The organism is Isoptericola sp. b408 (assembly GCF_030588085.1).
GTDB lineage: Bacteria > Actinomycetota > Actinomycetes > Actinomycetales > Cellulomonadaceae > Isoptericola > Isoptericola sediminis.
The window spans coordinates 166,877-183,444 of the sequence record NZ_JAUQYQ010000004.1 but is presented as its reverse complement, the minus strand read 5'-3'; the positions used below and the strand labels follow the sequence as shown (position 1 = coordinate 183,444).

Annotated in this window: 15 protein-coding genes; 5 read left to right on the top strand and 10 right to left on the bottom strand. The window is 75.6% G+C overall.

Annotated features, from left to right (window positions below; genetic code table 11):
• Window positions 1-118: 118 nt before the first annotated feature.
• Window positions 119-1,822 (bottom strand): hypothetical protein, encoded by a 1,704-nt coding sequence (locus Q6347_RS12380; RefSeq protein WP_304607504.1) that lies wholly within the window; start codon window positions 1,820-1,822, stop codon window positions 119-121.
• Between the two features lie 172 nt (window positions 1,823-1,994).
• On the bottom strand, window positions 1,995-2,315 hold the full coding sequence (locus Q6347_RS12375) for an MTH1187 family thiamine-binding protein (RefSeq protein WP_171245597.1): 321 nt from the start codon (window positions 2,313-2,315) through the stop codon (window positions 1,995-1,997).
• A gap of 31 nt (window positions 2,316-2,346) precedes the next feature.
• On the opposite strand from Q6347_RS12375, the gene cofD reads away from it, so the two are divergent.
• Together cofD and cofC are read left to right on the top strand one after the other, a co-directional pair.
• Window positions 2,347-3,303, top strand: coding sequence for a 2-phospho-L-lactate transferase (cofD, locus tag Q6347_RS12370; RefSeq protein WP_304604480.1), 957 nt, complete (start codon window positions 2,347-2,349; stop codon window positions 3,301-3,303).
• Entirely contained in the window at window positions 3,300-3,971 is a 672-nt protein-coding gene (gene cofC / locus Q6347_RS12365) for a 2-phospho-L-lactate guanylyltransferase (RefSeq protein WP_304604481.1), read from the top strand. Before cofD ends, cofC begins: the two co-directional genes overlap by 4 nt.
• Here the strand turns inward: cofC and Q6347_RS12360 are convergent.
• Window positions 3,860-4,795 (bottom strand): DMT family transporter, encoded by a 936-nt coding sequence (locus Q6347_RS12360; RefSeq protein WP_304604621.1) that lies wholly within the window; start codon window positions 4,793-4,795, stop codon window positions 3,860-3,862. The genes cofC and Q6347_RS12360 overlap by 112 nt on opposite strands.
• Before the next feature lie 60 nt (window positions 4,796-4,855).
• Between Q6347_RS12360 and Q6347_RS12355 the strand changes: the two genes are divergently transcribed.
• A complete protein-coding gene (locus Q6347_RS12355) occupies window positions 4,856-5,383 on the top strand; it encodes a MarR family winged helix-turn-helix transcriptional regulator (protein ID WP_304607503.1) in 528 nt (175 codons plus the stop codon).
• Between the two features lie 9 nt (window positions 5,384-5,392).
• Here the strand turns inward: Q6347_RS12355 and Q6347_RS12350 are convergent, their stop codons facing one another.
• The 3 genes from Q6347_RS12350 to Q6347_RS12340 are packed head-to-tail and all read right to left on the bottom strand — an operon-like array spanning window position 5,393 to window position 8,900.
• Complete coding sequence (locus Q6347_RS12350) at window positions 5,393-5,998, bottom strand: nitroreductase family protein (protein ID WP_304607502.1); 606 nt, start codon at window positions 5,996-5,998, stop codon at window positions 5,393-5,395.
• A 26-nt stretch (window positions 5,999-6,024) separates the two neighbouring features.
• Window positions 6,025-8,151, bottom strand: coding sequence for a YhgE/Pip domain-containing protein (locus Q6347_RS12345; protein ID WP_304607501.1), 2,127 nt, complete (start codon window positions 8,149-8,151; stop codon window positions 6,025-6,027).
• A complete protein-coding gene (locus tag Q6347_RS12340) occupies window positions 8,148-8,900 on the bottom strand; it encodes a hypothetical protein (protein WP_304604485.1) in 753 nt (250 codons plus the stop codon). Before Q6347_RS12340 ends, Q6347_RS12345 begins: the two co-directional genes overlap by 4 nt.
• 81 nt (window positions 8,901-8,981) lie before the next feature.
• Between Q6347_RS12340 and Q6347_RS12335 the strand changes: the two genes are divergently transcribed.
• Window positions 8,982-9,599 (top strand): TetR/AcrR family transcriptional regulator, encoded by a 618-nt coding sequence (locus Q6347_RS12335; protein WP_304604486.1) that lies wholly within the window; start codon window positions 8,982-8,984, stop codon window positions 9,597-9,599.
• A 15-nt stretch (window positions 9,600-9,614) separates the two neighbouring features.
• Here the strand turns inward: Q6347_RS12335 and Q6347_RS12330 are convergent, their stop codons facing one another.
• A complete protein-coding gene (locus Q6347_RS12330) occupies window positions 9,615-12,512 on the bottom strand; it encodes an FAD-binding and (Fe-S)-binding domain-containing protein (RefSeq protein WP_304607625.1) in 2,898 nt (965 codons plus the stop codon).
• Between the two features lie 299 nt (window positions 12,513-12,811).
• Here Q6347_RS12330 and Q6347_RS12325 point away from each other — a divergent pair, with 299 nt between their 5' ends.
• Entirely contained in the window at window positions 12,812-13,921 is a 1,110-nt protein-coding gene (locus Q6347_RS12325; RefSeq protein WP_171245604.1) for an NAD-dependent epimerase/dehydratase family protein, read from the top strand.
• Between the two features lie 52 nt (window positions 13,922-13,973).
• Here the strand turns inward: Q6347_RS12325 and Q6347_RS12320 are convergent, their stop codons facing one another.
• The 3 genes from Q6347_RS12320 to Q6347_RS12310 form a co-directional block, all read right to left on the bottom strand.
• Entirely contained in the window at window positions 13,974-14,417 is a 444-nt protein-coding gene (locus Q6347_RS12320; RefSeq protein ID WP_171245605.1) for an OsmC family peroxiredoxin, read from the bottom strand.
• Between the two features lie 56 nt (window positions 14,418-14,473).
• The gene (locus tag Q6347_RS12315) at window positions 14,474-15,847 is read right to left on the bottom strand and encodes a hypothetical protein (RefSeq protein ID WP_304604488.1); all 1,374 of its coding nucleotides are present in this window, start codon (window positions 15,845-15,847) and stop codon (window positions 14,474-14,476) included.
• 67 nt (window positions 15,848-15,914) lie between these two features.
• Complete coding sequence (locus tag Q6347_RS12310; RefSeq protein ID WP_304604489.1) at window positions 15,915-16,472, bottom strand: RNA polymerase sigma factor; 558 nt, start codon at window positions 16,470-16,472, stop codon at window positions 15,915-15,917.
• Between the last annotated feature and the right edge of the window lie 96 nt (window positions 16,473-16,568).

Genomic DNA, 16,568 nt, shown 5'->3' with positions numbered 1-16,568 from the left:
CGGCGACCAGCCCGGCACGCTCGTCGTCGTGCCCTGACCCCGGTGGTTGGGGGTTTGCCACGCGCGGGGGCGCAGCGCTGCGCGACCGCGATTTTCATACCCACAACGCAGGGCGGGGTCAGGCGAAGCGGCTCCGGTAGGCCTCGAGCAGGGTGACCCCGTCCGGCACGACGCGCCAGACGTTCCAGCCGTCGTCCGTCGGCGCCCCGCAGGCCGCCGACGCCGCGTGGTCCGGGTGCTGGTACCGCGACCCGTCGGGCAGCTCGATGACGCCGTCCGTGTGGAGCAACGCCTCGAAGTGCTGCTGGCGACGCGGCCGCGACCACTCGAGGTACGTGGGGCGCCCGAACATCTTCGCCAGCGCCACGAGGTCCTCGTCCACCTCGTCCTCGTCGGCGGCCGCCTCGTACATCCGCCGCTCGGGCGGCGGCGTGTACGACGGCGCCTCCAGCGGGGGGACCTGCAGACGCGGCAGGTCGTCCGAGGCGTCCGTCCAACCACCCGGGGTGGACGGCTTCCAGTCCCGCTCGGACGTCTCCGACCACGGGGTCCACGAGTCGAGGGGGTCCGTGTTCCGGGAGCCTGCGCCGGGGACGGGCAGGTCGAGCGCCGACGGCGTGTCCGGGCTCGCCGCGGACGTCGTGCGACGTGCCAGTCCGGCCAGGTCGAGGTCGTCGGCGGAGGCCGGGCGGCGGCGCGGTGCGGGGTCCGACGTGGTGCCACCCTCGCGGAAGCGGTCGCTGCGGGACCGGCGCCGCGGGACCTGCGGTCCGTCCCCGGACGGCGGGGGCGGGACCGGCGCGTGCCCGGTCGCGGGCGCGGGCGGGACCGGCGCGTGCCCCGTCGACGGCGGGGGCGGGACCGGCCCGTGCCCCGTCGCGGGCGCGGGCACCGGCGTCGGCGGCGACTGCTTCGACGTCGGCACCTGCGGCACCGACAGGCTGCTCGGGCCCGGGACACCGCCCGCGGCCTCCGCACGTCGCGCCGCACGGCCCCGGCGCAGGGGCGGCTGCTCGGCGGTGTCGCCGACGGCGTCACGTGGGTGCGGAGCGGGGACCGGCGCACCGGTCTCGCCGTCCCCACCGGCGGGGACGGCGACGGCGGGGCTCTTGCCCGTCAGGGCGAGGCCGACCTTGACCCCCTCGACGAACGACTCCGGCTCCGCCTCGGTCCGGGACCCCGACGCAGCGGACGCCGCGTTCTCGCCACCCGGGCGGCCGGGACCCGACAGCCGGGGCGACGTCGAGTCGGACGCCGGGTGGATGACCAGCGGCGAGACGTCGACGAACCGGCGGCCGTCCTGCCCGTGCATGACGCCCATCTTGAGGACCTCGACGGGCATCGTGGGCTGCCGCAGGAAGTCGACGGCGTTGAGGATGTCCTCGCCGGCCTCCTGGCAGATGACGATGAGGCGCGCGCTGGAGCGGCCCGGCTGCGACCGGGTGATCGGGACCGAGTCGTAGAAGGTGGCGATGTCGCGCTGGAAGGCGCTGTGGCCGCCGTGGTAGCGCGAAGCCAGCTCGCCGCGGGTGAGCCGGCCCGCCCAGCCCGCGTGGTCCAGCGCCCGTGTCAGGGCGGACTTGTCGAGGTTCGCCACGAGCTCGACGACGACGGGCGACCCGGTGGCGTCCAGGGCCAGCAGGTGCGGCTCGTCGGGACCGCTCCCCTGGGCGACGGGGAAGATCTGCTCGCCGAGCAGCCCGTCGATGTGGGAGTCCACGACCCGGTGCGCCGTCGTCCGGAGCCCGGGTTCGACCGACCCCGCGGTCTGCCCGGACTGGACGAGGAGCGGCCTGCTGGCGTCGACCTCGAACAGTGGCATCGCGCTGACTCCCCCGGCTCCGCACGCGGCCCGTGTGGCCGCGATCCGCCATAGCCTACGGCGGGCCCTCAGGGGTCGTACAACACCCCAGGTGAGTGACGACTCTCACCACACAGAACCGGCACATCCCCGGGATCCGGCACGGGGGACGCGCCGGACTTCTCGTGCCGTGTCAGGCGTGTCCGGTCGCGGACTCGTCCTCGGCGAGCGCCTCCTCGACGCGGGCCACCTTGCCCTCCAGCTGGCCGGTGCGGCCGGGGCGGATGTCGGCCTTGAGCACGAGGGACACGCGGTGGCCGCCGTTGCCGACGGCCTCGGTGGCGCGCTGGATGACCGGCATGACCTCGTCCCACTCCCCCTCGATCTCGGTGAACATCGAGGTGGTGCGGTTGGGCAGGCCGGACTCCCGCACGATGCGGACGGCCTCGGCGACGGAGTCGGTGACCGACTCGCCGGCACCGAGCGGGGCGACGGAGAACGCGAAGACAGCCATGGGGCCATCATGACGCCTTTAGGCTCGGGGCGTGAGTACTTCGGTGACCCTCCTGGCCGGCGGCGTCGGCGGCGCACGCCTCGCGCACGGTTTCGCCCGCGCCCTGCCCGACGGCGGAGCCCCCGGCGCGCACGGCGGTCTGACCTGCGTGGTCAACGTCGGTGACGACACGGAGCGGCACGGGCTGCACGTCTCGCCGGACCTCGACACGGTGATGTACACGCTGGCCGGGCTCAACGACGAGGAGCGCGGCTGGGGGCTGACGGGCGAGTCCTACGCGATGCTCGACCAGCTCGGCCGCCTCGGCGAGGACACCTGGTTCACCCTGGGCGACAAGGACCTCGCCACGCACGTGGTGCGCACCGCCCGGCTGCGCGCCGGGGAACCGCTCAGCGCGGTCACCGCGGCGCTCACGCGCTCGCTCGGCGTCCATGCCCGCCTGCTGCCCGTCACCGACGACGCCGTGCGCACGCGGATCACGACCCCGGACGGCGAGCTGGAGTTCCAGGAGTACTTCGTGCGGCGGCAGCACGCGGACGCCGTGCTCGACCTGGACTTCGCCGGGATCGACGCCGCCCGCCCGGGCCCCGGCGTCCTGGACGCGATCACCGGCGGCGACCTGCTCGTGGTGGCGCCGTCGAACCCGTTCCTGTCGGTGGAGCCGGTGCTGGGCGTGCCCGGGGTGCGCGAGGCGCTCCGGGCGGGCGGACCGCGCCGTGTGGCCGTGAGCCCGATCGTCGGCGGCCGCGCGCTGAAGGGCCCCGCCGCCCAGGTGCTGGAGTCCCTCGGGCACGACGTCTCGGCGCTCGGCGTGGCCCGGCTCTACACGGGGCTGGTCGACGTCATGGTGATCGACGCCGCCGACGAGGCGCTGGCCGCCCCGATCGCCGACCTCGGGTTCGAGGTCCTGGTGACCGACACCGTCATGGGCGGTCCCGAGGGCCGCGAGCGCCTGGCCCGCGAGCTGCTGGAGCTCGCCGGCTCGTGACCGTGCCGGAGGCGACGGCACGGCCGCAGCCCGCCGGGGTGACCGCCGTCGTACCGCTGCGGGACGGGGTCAGCGGCAAGTCCCGGCTGTCCACGTCGCTGGACCCGGCGGCCCGGCGTCGGCTCGTCGTCGCGCTCGCGCGGCACGTCCTGGGCGTGCTGGCGGCGAGCGACCACGTGGACCGGGTCGTGGTGGTCACCGCGGACGCCGGGTTCGCCCGCGAGGTCCTGTCCGGCGTCCCGGGGCCGGCAGTCGAGGTGCTCGCCGAGCCGGCCGGTCGGCCGGGGCTGAACGCCGCCCTGGAGCACGCGCGCGACGAGCTGTCCGCGACCGCGCCGGCGGGGCCGGACGCGGGCCGGATGCTGGTCGTCCACGCGGACCTTCCGCTGCTGGGCGATGCGGACGTCGACGCCGTCGTGTCGGCGCACGCCGACGTCGTCGTCGCGACCGACCGGCACGGCACCGGGACGAACCTGCTCGGCGTCCCGGTCGGTGCCGACCTCCGTTTCCGGTTCGGCGCCCGTTCGCGGGCCGCGCACGAGGCCGAGGCGACCCGTCACGGGCTGCACTGCGCCGTCGTGCTGCGCGCCGGGACCGCCGCGGACCTGGACACGATCGACGACGTCGTCGAGCTGCCGGCGCCGGTGCGCACCCGCCTCGGCGTCTGACGGGCGCTGCGGGCCGCCAGCAGGACCCCGCCGAGCACGAGCATCGTGCCGGCTGCCCGGCGCGGGCCGAAGGACTCGTCGGCGAGCAGCGTCCCGAGCAGGACCCCGGTGACGGGGTTGAGCAGCCCGACGACGCCGACCGCACCCGCCGGCAGGTGCCGCAGACCGGTGAACCAGGCGACGAACGCCACGGCGGTGGCCACGAGGGAGACGTACGCGAACCCGGCGACGGCGCTCGCGTCCAGCACCGGCGGCGCCCCGTCCACGGCGGCGGCAACGGGCAGGAGCAGCAGCCCGCCGGCCGTGAGCTGCCAGGCGGTGACGGCCGTCATCGGCTCGGCGGGCGCCCAGCGCTTGGTGAGCACGTACCCCGTCGAGGACAGCAGCATCGCGGTCGCGGACGCGGCGACGCCCCACGGGTCGACGGCGGCCCCGCCCTCCACGACCAGCACCACGACGCCGACGAGACCGGCGGACGCCCCGGCGAGGCCCCGCCAGGCCGGGCGCTCGCCGAGCAGCGGCCACGCGAGCAGCATGAGCGTGATCGCGGACGTCGCCATGACGGTGGAGGCCACGCTCGAGGGCAGCCGGGTCGAGGCGACGTAGACGAGGACGAAGAACGCGCCGACGTTGAGGACGCCCAGCACCGCCGAGCGCCACCACCACGCACCCCGCGGCAGCCGGCGCGCCAGGACGAGCAGCAGGAGACCCGCCGGCAGGGCCCGCAGCGCGGCGCCCCAGAGGGGGTCGTCGGCCGGTAGGAACTCGCGCGTCACGTAGTAGGTCGAGCCCCAGGCCACCGGCGCCACGGCCGTGAGGAGCATCCATCGCCAAGTAGTTTCCACGGAAGCAATAATGTCTTCCAGGGAAGATATTATTCCCCCATGGCCGCGCCCCCGACCACGGACAGCACCTCCGGCACCCCCGACCGCGTCGCGCGGATCCAGGCCGAGTGGCGGCGCGAGCGGCCCGACCTCGACGTCTCGCCGCAGGGCGTCGTCGGGCGCCTGCACCGCCTGGCCGGCTACCTCACCGACGAGCTGCACACCGTCTACGCCCGGCACGGGCTCGGCGAGGGCGAGTTCGACGTGCTCGCCACCCTCCGCCGCGCCGGAGCCCCCTACGAACGCGCCCCGGGTGAGCTGGCGGAGCACACGATGGTCACCACCGGCGCGATGACCAAGCGGATCGACCGGCTGGTCGCCGCCGGCCTGGTGGAACGTCGTGCCGCCCCGGGGGGCGACGGGCGCCGGCGCCTCGTCGCCCTGACCCCGGCGGGCGTCGAACGGATCGACGCGGCGTTCACCGACCACATGGCGAACGAGCGTCGCCTGGTCAACCAGCTCTCGGCGGAGGACCAGAGGGCGCTCGAAGGCGTCCTGACCCGGTGGCTCCGGGCGTACGAGACCTGAGCCGAGCGCTCACCACGCCCCGCGGTGCACCACCTCGTCCAGCGGCTTGCGCCGCCGCCGCGACGGCGAACCCTTCGCACCCCCGCTCTCGGGGTGCCCGACGGCGACCACCCCGGTGGGCGCCCACTCCGCCGGGACGCCGAACGCCTCGCGGAACCGGTCGAGGCTCCCGGCGTCGATCCCGAAGAAGCAGGCGCCGAGCCCCTCGTCGACGGCGGTCTGGAGCATGAGCAGCGAGGCCATCCCGGCGTCCACGTGCCAGTACGGCACCGGCCAGCGCGCCTCGTCGCGGTCGGTCCAGCCCTTGTCCGGCTCGGCGTAGCGGCCCACGTAGGCGGCCTTCGAGGCCAGCGCCACGACCAGCACCGGGGCGGTGCGCATCCCGGCCAGCCACCTCGACATGTCCCGCGGGGAGTCCGTGGGGGTGGTGGCGCGCCAGAACCGTTCGCGCTCGGTGTCGGTGGTCAGGACCAGGAACGACCAGCCCTGGGTGAACCCGGCGCTCGGGGCGCGCACGGCGTGGGCGAGCAGCCGGTCCACCACCGCCGGGTCCACCGGGTCCGGGCCGAACCGCCGGACCATGCGCCGCCGTCGGACCACGTCACGGAACTCCATGCGCCCAGCCTGCCAGGACGTGCCGGTCAGAGCACCAGCTCGGGCTGCAACGCCGTCACCGTCCACACGCGTCGGCGTCGGGCCGCGAGCGCGGTGGCCCCGATCGCCCCGAGGAACACTCCCGCCAGGACGACGGCGCAGCGTCCGGCGGCGTCGAGGCTCCCCCCGTAGAGCAGCTGGCGCAGACCCTCCACCGCGTAGGTCATGGGCATGAACCGGTGCAGGGACCGCAGCGGCTCGGGGATGGTCTGCCACGGGAACGTCCCGCCCGCCGTCACGAGCTGGACCAGCATGAGGACCAGGCCGAGGAACTGGCCCGCCGCCCCGAGCCAGGCGTTGAGGGCCTGCAGGATCGCGACGAACGTCCCGGAGACCAGCACCAGGAACAGGGCAGTGAGCAGCCCGTGGGCCGGGTCGATGTCGAGCGCGAACTTCGTGACGGTGAACATCAGCCCGACCTGTACGACGCCGATCGCCGCGGGGACGGCCCACCCGCCCAGCGCCGTGGCCAGGCCCGAGCGGCCGGCGGCCAGCGCGCGCGTCGACAGCGGACGCACCAGCAGGAACAGGACGTAGGCGCCGATCCAGGCGGCCAACGACAGGAAGAACGGGGCGAGCCCGCCCCCGTAGGTCCCGGCCGAGGAGAGCGACTCGTCGCGCACCCGGACCGGGTTGCCGATCGTGTCGGCCGTGTCGGTCCGCGTCTCGTCGTCCAGGTCCGGGACCTGGCCCAGCCCCTGGGCGAGCCCGTCGCGGAGCTCGTCGGCACCCTCGGCGAGGTCGGCGGAACCGTCCGCGAGGCGGTCGGTGCCGTCGGCGAGGTCGGCCGACCCGGAGGCGACCCGCGCGGTCCCGTCGGCCAGCCGCCCGACCCCGTCGGCGAGCGCCGGGGTGGACGCGGTGAGCCGGGAGGTGCCGTCGGCGAGCCGGTCGGCGCCGTCCGCCGCCGAGGAGATGCCGTCGGCCAGGGCGGGGGTGGCGTCCGCCAGGGAGTCGGCGCCGTCGGCGACCTGCTGCGCGCCCTCGGCCAGGGAGTCGAGCCGTGCCGACGCGTCGTCCACCTGTGCGACGGAGTCGCTGACCTGGGCGCGCTGCTCGTCCACGACCGGGGTCACCTGGTTCCGGACGTCCGCGGCGAGGGCGTCGGCCTGGGCCCGGGTGAGGGTGCCGTCGGCCACGAGACCGTCCAGGCGGTCGGCGAGCGCGGTGTCCACACCGTCCCGGACGGCATCGAGGGCCGGCAGCACGTCGTGCGCGGCGTCGGAGGCCTGGCGCCCGTACCGCGCGACCTCGGCGTCGCCGTCGGCCACCTCCTGCGCGCCGTCCGCCAGCCGACGCGTGTCCGCGGGCAACGACGCGGTGGCGTCGCGCAGGTCGTCGAGACCGCTCGACAGGTTCCCGGCACCGTCGTCGAGCCGGTCGACGGCGTCGACGAGCGGCCCGACCTTCTCGTCCAGGGTGGCGGCGCCGTCGGCCGTGCGGCGCGCCCCGTCGGCGAGCGCGTGCGCGCCCTCCGCCGCGTCGTCGGTGCCGTCGCGGAGCCGGCGCGACCCGTCGAGGAGCTGCCCGGCGCCGTCCACGGCGTAGGCGAGGTTGGTGTGGATGGAGGCGAACCCGCGCAGGAACTGGTCGGCGGCCTCGGTGCCGACCTGCTCGGCGATCGAGTCGCGCACCTGCCCGACGATCTGGTCGGCGATGGTGCCGGCGAGGTAGTTGTTGGCGTCGTTCGTCAGGAGCGTGAGGCTGGCCTGCTCCGGCTCGAACTCGCCGGCGGAGACCAGGTCCGCGGAGAAGGTGGGACCGATGATCAGCGCGGCGTCGAACCGCCCGGACCGCACCCCGACCTCGGCGTCCTGCTGGGTGGTCTCGACCCACCCGAACCCGCCGTCGTCCTCGAGCTCGTCGGCGACGTCGGCACCGAAGGCCCGCTCGGTCTCCTCCCCCGTGACGGAGTCGGTGGTGGTCGTCCCCTCGTCCTGGACGACGAGCGCGGCCGGGACCTCGTCGAGGTTCTCGTACGGGTCGTGGTTGGCGTAGAGGTACAGCCCGGCGTAGAGCGTCGGGACCAGCGCCATCGCGAGGACGGCCAGACGCGGCATGGTGCCGGTGGCCAGCCGACGCAGCTCGGACACGGCCAGGCGGACGGCGGTCATCGGGCGGCCTCCTCGGCCTCGGCGGGCTCGGTGTCCTGGCGGGTCCCGGGGTCACCCTCGGGCTCGACCTCGGGGTCCGGACCGGAGGGACGGAGCACCTCGCGCCGCACCACGCGAGGCGGGGCGTGGAGCGTGTCGCCCACGGCGGCCGGCAGGTCGACGCCGAGGTCGCGGGCGGACGACCGCGTGCACTGCACGAGCACGCCCGTGCCGCCGGCGGCCAGCGAGCGGGCCAGGTCCCACCAGTCGGCAGGATCGCCGCCGTGCCGGTCCGGCAGGGTGAGGACGACGAACCGTACCTCCGGGTCCTCCACGGCGAGGCCGGCGAGGACGGCGGTCCGCACCGCGCCCGGCAGCTGGTCCACCCGGCGCCCGCGGTCCGGCGTCAGCCCGTGGGCGTCGAGCCAGCGCGCGACGTCCCGGGGCCAGGACCGGCGACCGGCGAGGGCCAGGCCCTCGGCGACCACGTCGGCGAGCGTGAGGGCGTCGTCCGGGTCGTTGAGCCCCGGCACGTCGACGACGGCACTGATCCGGCGGAGCCTCGCCGGCGTGACCTCGGCGCCGTCGAGGCGCACCGTCCCGGCGGACGGCACGAACCGGCCGGTCGCGACCAGCGCCAGCGCCGTGTGGCCGTGACCGGGCTCCGCAGCGGCGAGCAGCGCCTCGCCGGTCGCCCACGAGAAGCCCACCGACGTCAGCATCGGCTCGCGCCGTCCGTCGGCACGCACGCCGTCCACGGTGATCCGCATCGCCGCCTCCTTGTTGACCATTGGTCAACAACGCTAGCGTTGCTGTTGACCAGCGGTCAACAAGACGGGTACAACAGTGCTATGACCTCCCGCACACGCCAGGATCCCGCCGACCGTCGGCGACAGCTCCTCGACGTCGCCTGCGAGGCCGCCGAGGCCGGCGGGCTGGAGACCCTGACCCCGGCCGCCGTGGCCGCGCAGGCCGGCGCCTCGAAGGGCCTGGTGTTCCACTACTTCGGCACGACGGCGCAGCTGCGGCGCGCCGTCGCCCTCGAGGCGATCGAGCGGCTCGCCGCCGACCTCGCACCCGACGACGGGCCGCTGGTCGAGCGCCCGGCCCGGGCGCTGTCGGCGTTCCTGGGGTCCGTCACCGCCCGCCGCCGGGTGTGGGAGGACATCTGGCGCGGAGTGCTCGCCGGGGACCCGGTCACGGAGGACGCCCTGCGCGCCATCCGCGCCGACCTCGTGGGACGGCTGACGACGCTGGCGGACATCGGCGTCACCGCCGACGCGCGCCTCGACCTGCTCGCCCGGGGCTGGGTCGCGCTGGCGGAGACCATGACGGCGGCGTGGCTCGGCGAGGGGTCCACGAGCCGCGAGGACCTCAGCGACCTGCTGCTGTCCAGCCTGTCCGTGCTCGTCCCGGAGCTGCCGGAGCCGGCCCGCTCGGCCGTCGCCGAGGTCTCCGGCGCCCCGTAGCCCCGACCGTCGCGCTCAGAGTCGTGCGGCGAGCACCTCGACCAGCGCCTTGCCCTCGACGCCCTCGAGCTGGACGGCCTGGGTGCGGCAGGAGAACCCGTCGGCGATGAACTCCTCGCCCTCCTCCTGCGCCCGCAGGGCCGGCAGCAGGGCGTTCTCCGCCACGGCCACCGACACGTCGTAGTGGCCCTTCTGCATGCCGAAGTTGCCCGCCAGGCCGCAGCAGCCCGCCAGCTCGGTGACGGTGGCGCCGGCCTGCGCGAGCAGGGCGCGGTCGGCGGCGAACCCCATGACGGAGTGCTGGTGGCAGTGCGGCTGCACGACGGCGGTGACGTCGCTGAGGTCCGGCAGCTCCCACCCGGAGTCCTCGGCGGGGGCCGTGGCCGGGTCGGTGAGCAGCTCCGCCAGGGTCCGTGTCGCCCCCGCGACCGCGTGGGCCCGCGGGTCGTCGGGGAACAGGTCCAGCAGGTCCGAGCGCAGCACGGCCGTGCACGACGGCTCGAGGCCGAGGATGGGGTAGCCGTTGACCGCGTACGGGCCGAGGGTCTTCAGCAGCCCGTCGAGCCGCCGTCGCGCACCGTCGAGCTGCCCGGTGGAGATCCAGGTCAACCCGCAGCACGCCGCCGAGGTCGGGACGACGACCTCGTATCCCGCGGCCTCCAGGACCCGCACGGCGGCCTGCGGCACCGACGGGGACATCGAGTCGCTGAACGAGTCCGTCCACAGCACGACCTTCGGGCGGTCGGACTCGACGAGCCTGCCGGGCTCCTGCCGGTGGGGCAGGCCGGGGACGCCCCGGGTCGCGTACCCGAGCCGCCACCAGCGGCGGAACGACATCTCGGCGAACTCGGGCACCTGACGCCGGGTGTCCATCCCACCGGCCCACAGGACCGGCCGGCGGATCCAGTCGACCGACAGCAGCCGGTTGATCGTGCGCGGGGCGATGCCCGCCAGCCGCGCCCAGCGGGGCAGCCACCCCAGGGCGTAGTGGTCCACGGGACGCGGCCGGCCCTTGTAGGTGCGGTGCAGCACCTCGGACTTGTACTGCGCCATGTCGACGCCGGCGGGGCAGTCGGAGGAGCAGGCCTTGCAGCTCAGGCACAGGTCGAGCGACTCGCGGACCTCCGGGGCGGTGAGCCCGCCCACCAGCGACCCGTTGACCGCCTCCTGGAGCACCCGGGCGCGCCCCCGGGTGACGTCCTTCTCGTCCCGCGTCGCCTGGTAGCTGGGGCACATGAACCCGCCCGAGGCCTCGTTGTCCGCGCGGCACTTGCCCACCCCGACGCAGCGGTGCACCGCCGCGGTCAGGTCGTCGTGGTCGTGGGTGAAGCTGAAGCCGGCGTGGCCGGTCTTCCTCGAGATCCCACGCAGCGTGCCCGAGCCGAGCAGCCCGTTCCGGCCGACCGGGCCCGTGGAGGGCACCGGCGACGCGGCCGGGCGACGCAGGTCGGCGTCCACGGCGGCGGGCCGGACCACCACGCCGGGGTTGAGCACGTCGCGCGGGTCGAACAACGCCTTGACCTGCTCCATCAGGGCGACGGCCTCGGGCGAGTAGATGAGGGGCAGGAGCTCGGACCGCGCCCGGCCGTCCCCGTGCTCGCCGGACAGCGACCCGCCGTACCGGGCGACGAGCTGCGCGGCCTCGGTCATGAACGTGCGCAGCACCGAGCCGGAGGCCTCCAGCGGGATGTCGATGCGCAGGTGCAGGCACCCGTCGCCGAAGTGGCCGTACGGCAGCCCGTCGACCCCGTAGCGCGCCATGAGCGCGTCGAGGTCGCGCAGGTAGGCACCGAGGTTCTCCGGCGGCACGGCCGAGTCCTCCCAGCCGGGCCAGGCCTGCTCGCCGGCGGGCGTCCGCCCGGCCAGTCCCGCGCCGTCGGCCCGGATCTGCCACATGCGGGTCGCCTCGGGGCCGGCCGGGTAGACGGCCGCGCCGACGGCGGACGAGGCGCCCACGATCATCTCGGCGAGCTCGCGCACCTCGTTCTCGCTGCCCCCGCCGACCTCGATCATCAGCCAGCCGGCACCCTCGGGCAGCTCAGGCACCGCGCCGGCCCCCTTCGCGCGCCGCACGACGTCGACGAGCCGGGCGTCCAGCCCCTCGATCGCGAGCGGGTCGTGCTCGAGCAGCACGGGGACGTCGTCGGCGGCCGAGGGCATGTCGGGGTAGCCGAGCACCACCAGGGTCGGCGCGTTCGGCAGGGGCACCAGGTCGAGGGTCGCGCCGAGGACCGTCACCAGCGTGCCCTCGGTCCCGACGAGGAACTTCGCCAGGTCCGAGCCGTTCTCGGGCAGCAGGTGCTCCAGGGAGTACCCCGAGACCTGCCGGCCGAACCGCCCGAACTCGGTACGGATCAGCGCCAGGTTCTCGCGGACGAGCTCGGCCAGCCCCGGCACGGCCGCGAAGCCGGCGTCGCCCCGGCCCGCGGTGAACCGGCGGCCGTGCCCGTCGACCACGTCGAGCGCGACGACGTTGTCGGCGGTGCGGCCGTAGGCCACGGCGTGCGGGCCGCACGCGTTGTTGCCGATCATGCCGCCGAGGGTGGCGCGGTTCTGCGTCGACGGGTCGGGACCGAACCGCAGCCCGTGCGGCCGCGCCGCGTGCTGCAGCGAGGACATGATGACGCCCGGTTCGACGTCGGCGGTCCGCGCCGTGGGGTCGACCGCGTGGATCGTGTCCAGGTGCTGGGACAGGTCGAGGACGACACCGGGCCCGACGGAGTTGCCGGCCACCGAGGTCCCGGCTCCCCGCGCCGTGACCGGCACCTCGAGCTCGCGCAGCACGTCCAGCGCCGCCACCACCTCGTCGGTGCTCCGGGGGAAGACGACGAGATCGGGCACCACGCGGTAGTTGGAGGCGTCCGTGGAGTACTCGGCACGCCGACGGGTGGAGCTGTCCACCGTCCCGTCCATGACGGTGCGCAGGGCCGCGGCGACGGCCTCGCGGGCCTCGGCGGCGGCCGCCTGGGCCTCGCGTTCCGCCTCTCGCCGCGCCGCGCGGTCGGCCTCCCGTCGTGCCTCCGCCGCGGCGTCGCCGTGCGCGGCGGAGCGCGCCGACGAGGTCGTTCCGTCCGGGCCGGTCGCTGAGGTCGTCTGAGCGGACACGTGGCGATTGTGCCACCGCCGTCGGGGATGGTGGCGAATCGTCCACACCCGCGCGTTCCTGGGCCGTCCCCCGCGCGCCCGGCCCCGCACGCGGATAGCGTCGGTGCATGCGCGTCGTCGTCATCGGAGCCAGCGGAAACGTCGGGACCGCGATCCTGCGGGCCCTCGTCGCCGAGCCGGTGGTGACCCAGATCGTCGGGGTCGCCCGCCGGATCCCCCGCACGGACGGGTCCAGCACCGTCGGTCCGCCGCACGACGCCGCGGAGTGGGTGAGCGTCGACCTGACCGACGACGCCACCGTCGCCGAACGGCTCGACGCGGCCGTCGTCGGGGCGGACGCGGTCGTCCACCTGGCCTGGGCGATCCAGCCGGCCCGCGAGCCGGACACCCTGCACCGCCTCAACGTCGACGGCACCCGTGCGGTCACCGCCGCGGTGGTCCGCAACCGGGTCCCGCACCTGCTGTTCATGTCGGCCTCCGGGGTCTACTCCCCCGGCCCGGCCGACGGGTCCGCGATCGACGAGGACTGGCCCCGCGACGGCGTGCCCGGGTCCTCCTACGCGCTGCAGAAGGCCGAGGTCGAGCACCACCTCGACGCCCTCGAGGAGTCCGAGCCGTGGCTGACCGTGACCCGGATGCGCGCGGCGATCATGCTGCAGCGTGAGGCCGGTGCCGAGATCGGGCGCTACTTCCTCGGGCCGCTCGGGCAGCTCGGCCTCAAGGTCGCGACCGGCCCGCTGGGCCAGGCGCTCGGCGGGGCGGTGCGGGGCTGGCAGGGTCTGCCCGAACCCGACGAGCCGCCGCTGCTGCCGCTCATGCCGTTCCCGGCGGGTCTGCGCCTGCAGGTGCTGCACCCGGACGACACGGCCGCCGCCGTGCGCGCCGCCGTCGTCGGCCGCCACGGCGGCGCCTTCAACCTGGCGCCCGACGGCGCGCTGACCGGTCAGGACATGGCCGACCTGCTGGCGGCCGGGCAGCTCGTCGAGCTGCCGGTCGGCCTGCTGCGCGGGGGCCTGGACCTCGCCTCCCGCGCCCGCCTCGTGCCGATCGACGCCGGATGGCTCGACATGGCGGCCGCGAACATCGTCATGGACGCCTCGCGCGCCCGCGAGGTGCTGCGCTGGCAGCCGGCCCGGCCGCAGGGCGAGGTGCTGCTCGAGGTCCTGCACGGGGTGCTGGACCGCGCGAGCGCCGACACCCCGCCCCTGCAGCGCTGAGCGCCCGCCCCGCGGCGGCGGGACGGGCGCTCAGGACATGACGCGGGTCGGCTCAGTGCTCGTAGACGACCTCGAGCACGATCTCGTCGACGGTGCCCAGGGCCTTGGAGACCGGGCAACCGATCTTCGCGGCCTCGGCCGCCTGACGGAACGACGCCTCGTCGAGACCGGCGGCGAAACCCTTCACGGTCAGCACGCTGGAGGTGATCCGGTGACCGCCGTTCGGGTCGTCGTCGAGGGTCACGTCCGCGGTGACCTCGACCTGGTCGGGCGTGCCGCCGAGCGCGGCGAGCTCGGCCGACAGGGCCATCGCGAAGCAGGACGAGTGGGCGGCGGCGATGAACTCCTCGGGGCTCGCCACGCCGTCGGCCGACTCCGCGGCACGCCGCGGGAACGAGACGTCGAAGGTCCCGGTACCGGAGCTGGCGAGCTCGACCTTGCCCGAGCCGTCGGTGAGGGTGCCGCTCCAGGCGGTGCGTGCGGTACGGGTGGGCATGGCGCCTCCTTCGCGCTGTACATCAGGACCCGACCGACAGTACCCCGGGAAACGGCTCAGCGAGAGGTGGTGTCGAGCGCCTCCTCCGCGACGGCCACCACCGACCAGGTGCTGCCGTCGGCGTCGGTGAGCTCGTAGGCGGGCAGCAGCAGGACGCCCTGGTCGGCGGTGAACTCCTGGGCGAGCCCGAGCCGTGCCCCGGTGATCGTCACGTCACGCACGGGCCAGGACAGGTCGCTGCCCGACGACGGCGGCGCCGGCGGGACGGTCGGTTCGCTCAGGTCGGGCTCCACCGCGTCGGGAGCGGGCAGCTGCCGGGTGCTCGGCTCCAGCCCGGAGACGGTGTCGTCGGCGTACGCGATCGGCCAGGTCTGCTGCCCGAACCGCGGGTCGCCGAGCCGCTCGACCGCCTCGGCCGGGCTGACGACGGGGTAGTCGCCCAGCGAGACCGTCTCGGCGAGGAACCCGTCCGCCCAGGCGACACCGTCCTCGGTGACCGTCACGCTCCACGTGGCACCCGTGCGCCGGCCCTCGACCACCTGGTACGCGACGGCACGACGACCCACGCCGGACGCCTCGGCCACCTCGACCTCGTACTCGGCCGGGTCGGCGCCGACCGCGGTCATCAGCTCCCGGAGCCCGTCGGCGGCGTCCTCGGCGGGGACCGTCTCCCCGTCGGGGACGGGGCAGGGAGCCGGCTCGATCGCTCCCTGCGACTCCGTCGACTCCTCCGGCAGGACCTCGACCTCCTCGCACCGCCAGGGGTCCAGGGTGGGGTCCGTGTAGCTGAAGTACGCGATGCCGTCCGCGGCGAGCCACAGGCTCGGACCGCTGCCGTCCCGGGGGCCGACTGCCCAGGAGCCGAACTCCCACCGCGGCTCGCCGGCGACGTCGAGGGCCGCGGCCAGGTCGGCCGCACCGGACTCCGTCGCGACGTCGGCGGCGTCGTACGCGAGCGCCGCCGCCGTGCCCGGCTCGGTGGACAACCCCTCCTGGGAGAACGTGACGCGGCCGCCGAAGCCGGGCGCCGGCATCACGGACGTCCCGACCGCCGGGTCCGTCGCGGCCTGACCGCCGAGCGCGCGCTCCTCCGTCACCACGCCGCCCTCGCCGCCGGCCCCGCCGTCCAGGGAGATCGGGGGCAGCGCGCCGTCGGCGACGGTCGGGCCCGCTCCCCCGCCCTCGGCGACGCCGACGGCGTACCCGCCGCCGGTCAGTGCCACCGCACCCGCCACGCCGGCGGCGACGAGCCACCCGGACCGACGCCGGGCGCGTGCGACCGCGAGCTCGTCGGCGCTGCCGTGCGCCGGTCCGCCCTGCTCCTCGCGCAGCGCGTCCGTCTTCGCGCGCAGCACCCCGTGCCGCGTCTCGACCCCGGCGGCCGGGTCGGCCGCGGTGAGCCGGTCGAAGGCCTCGTCTCGCTGGTCCATCACGACCTCCTGACGCTTCGGTGACGGTGCCGGTGCGCGGTCCTGTCCGCACACCCGGTCTGTGTCGTCACGGTCGGTTCGCTTGCTCGACGTCGTCCGCGGACCCGGCCGAGCCCACGGCCTCCAGCCAGGCCGCGCGCAGCCTGGACCGGGCGCGGGACAACGCCGCGTCCGCCCCGCCGCGCGAGACGTCGAGCACCTCGGCGAGCTCGTCCCCGCTCAACCCGTCCCAGGCCACCAGCAGCAGGATGCGCCGGTCGCGGGGGCTCAGCCGCCCGAGGACGTCGCGCACCGCGTCGTCGGTCACCGCGAGCGCCGCCGGGTCGACGTCGTCGGGCTGCTCGGGGACCGCCGCGACCGGCATCGCCCGGTGCTTGCGCCGATGGTTGGCCAGCACGTAGCCGGCCGTGCGGTAGAGCCACGGCAGCTCGGCGCCGCCGGGGACGTCCTCGCGGCGTCGCCACGCGGTGGCGAGCACCTCCGCCGCGAGGTCCTCGGCCTCGTCGCGTCGGCCGTCGCCGGCGGGCAGACGCCGCACGAGGTAGCGGTGCACGGCACCCGCGTGCGCGGCGAAGAGCCTGTCGAACCATGCGGCGTCGTGCTCGGTCGCCTCGTCGGCGGTCACGGGGCCTCCTGCGGTCGTCGTCGGGTCCGCGCCGGCCGAGCGGGGTGCTCGGGCGCCGGTCTACCCGGTGTGTGTCCCGAGCAGGGCCAGCCTTGC

Excerpts from the sequence above, each read along its gene's own strand:
- Q6347_RS12380 (WP_304607504.1), bottom strand. The coding sequence starts at position 1,822 with ATGCCACTGTTCGAGGTCGACGCCAGCAGGCCGCTCCTCGTCCAGTCC.
- Q6347_RS12375 (WP_171245597.1), bottom strand. The coding sequence starts at position 2,315 with ATGGCTGTCTTCGCGTTCTCCGTCGCCCCGCTCGGTGCCGGCGAGTCG.
- Q6347_RS12360 (WP_304604621.1), bottom strand. The coding sequence starts at position 4,795 with ATGCTCCTCACGGCCGTGGCGCCGGTGGCCTGGGGCTCGACCTACTAC.
- Q6347_RS12355 (WP_304607503.1), top strand. The coding sequence starts at position 4,856 with ATGGCCGCGCCCCCGACCACGGACAGCACCTCCGGCACCCCCGACCGC.
- Q6347_RS12350 (WP_304607502.1), bottom strand. The coding sequence starts at position 5,998 with ATGGAGTTCCGTGACGTGGTCCGACGGCGGCGCATGGTCCGGCGGTTC.
- Q6347_RS12345 (WP_304607501.1), bottom strand. The coding sequence starts at position 8,151 with ATGACCGCCGTCCGCCTGGCCGTGTCCGAGCTGCGTCGGCTGGCCACC.
- Q6347_RS12340 (WP_304604485.1), bottom strand. The coding sequence starts at position 8,900 with ATGCGGATCACCGTGGACGGCGTGCGTGCCGACGGACGGCGCGAGCCG.
- Q6347_RS12335 (WP_304604486.1), top strand. The coding sequence starts at position 8,982 with ATGACCTCCCGCACACGCCAGGATCCCGCCGACCGTCGGCGACAGCTC.
- Q6347_RS12330 (WP_304607625.1), bottom strand. The coding sequence starts at position 12,512 with ATGGACGGGACGGTGGACAGCTCCACCCGTCGGCGTGCCGAGTACTCC.
- Q6347_RS12325 (WP_171245604.1), top strand. The coding sequence starts at position 12,812 with ATGCGCGTCGTCGTCATCGGAGCCAGCGGAAACGTCGGGACCGCGATC.
- Q6347_RS12320 (WP_171245605.1), bottom strand. The coding sequence starts at position 14,417 with ATGCCCACCCGTACCGCACGCACCGCCTGGAGCGGCACCCTCACCGAC.
- Q6347_RS12315 (WP_304604488.1), bottom strand. The coding sequence starts at position 15,847 with ATGGACCAGCGAGACGAGGCCTTCGACCGGCTCACCGCGGCCGACCCG.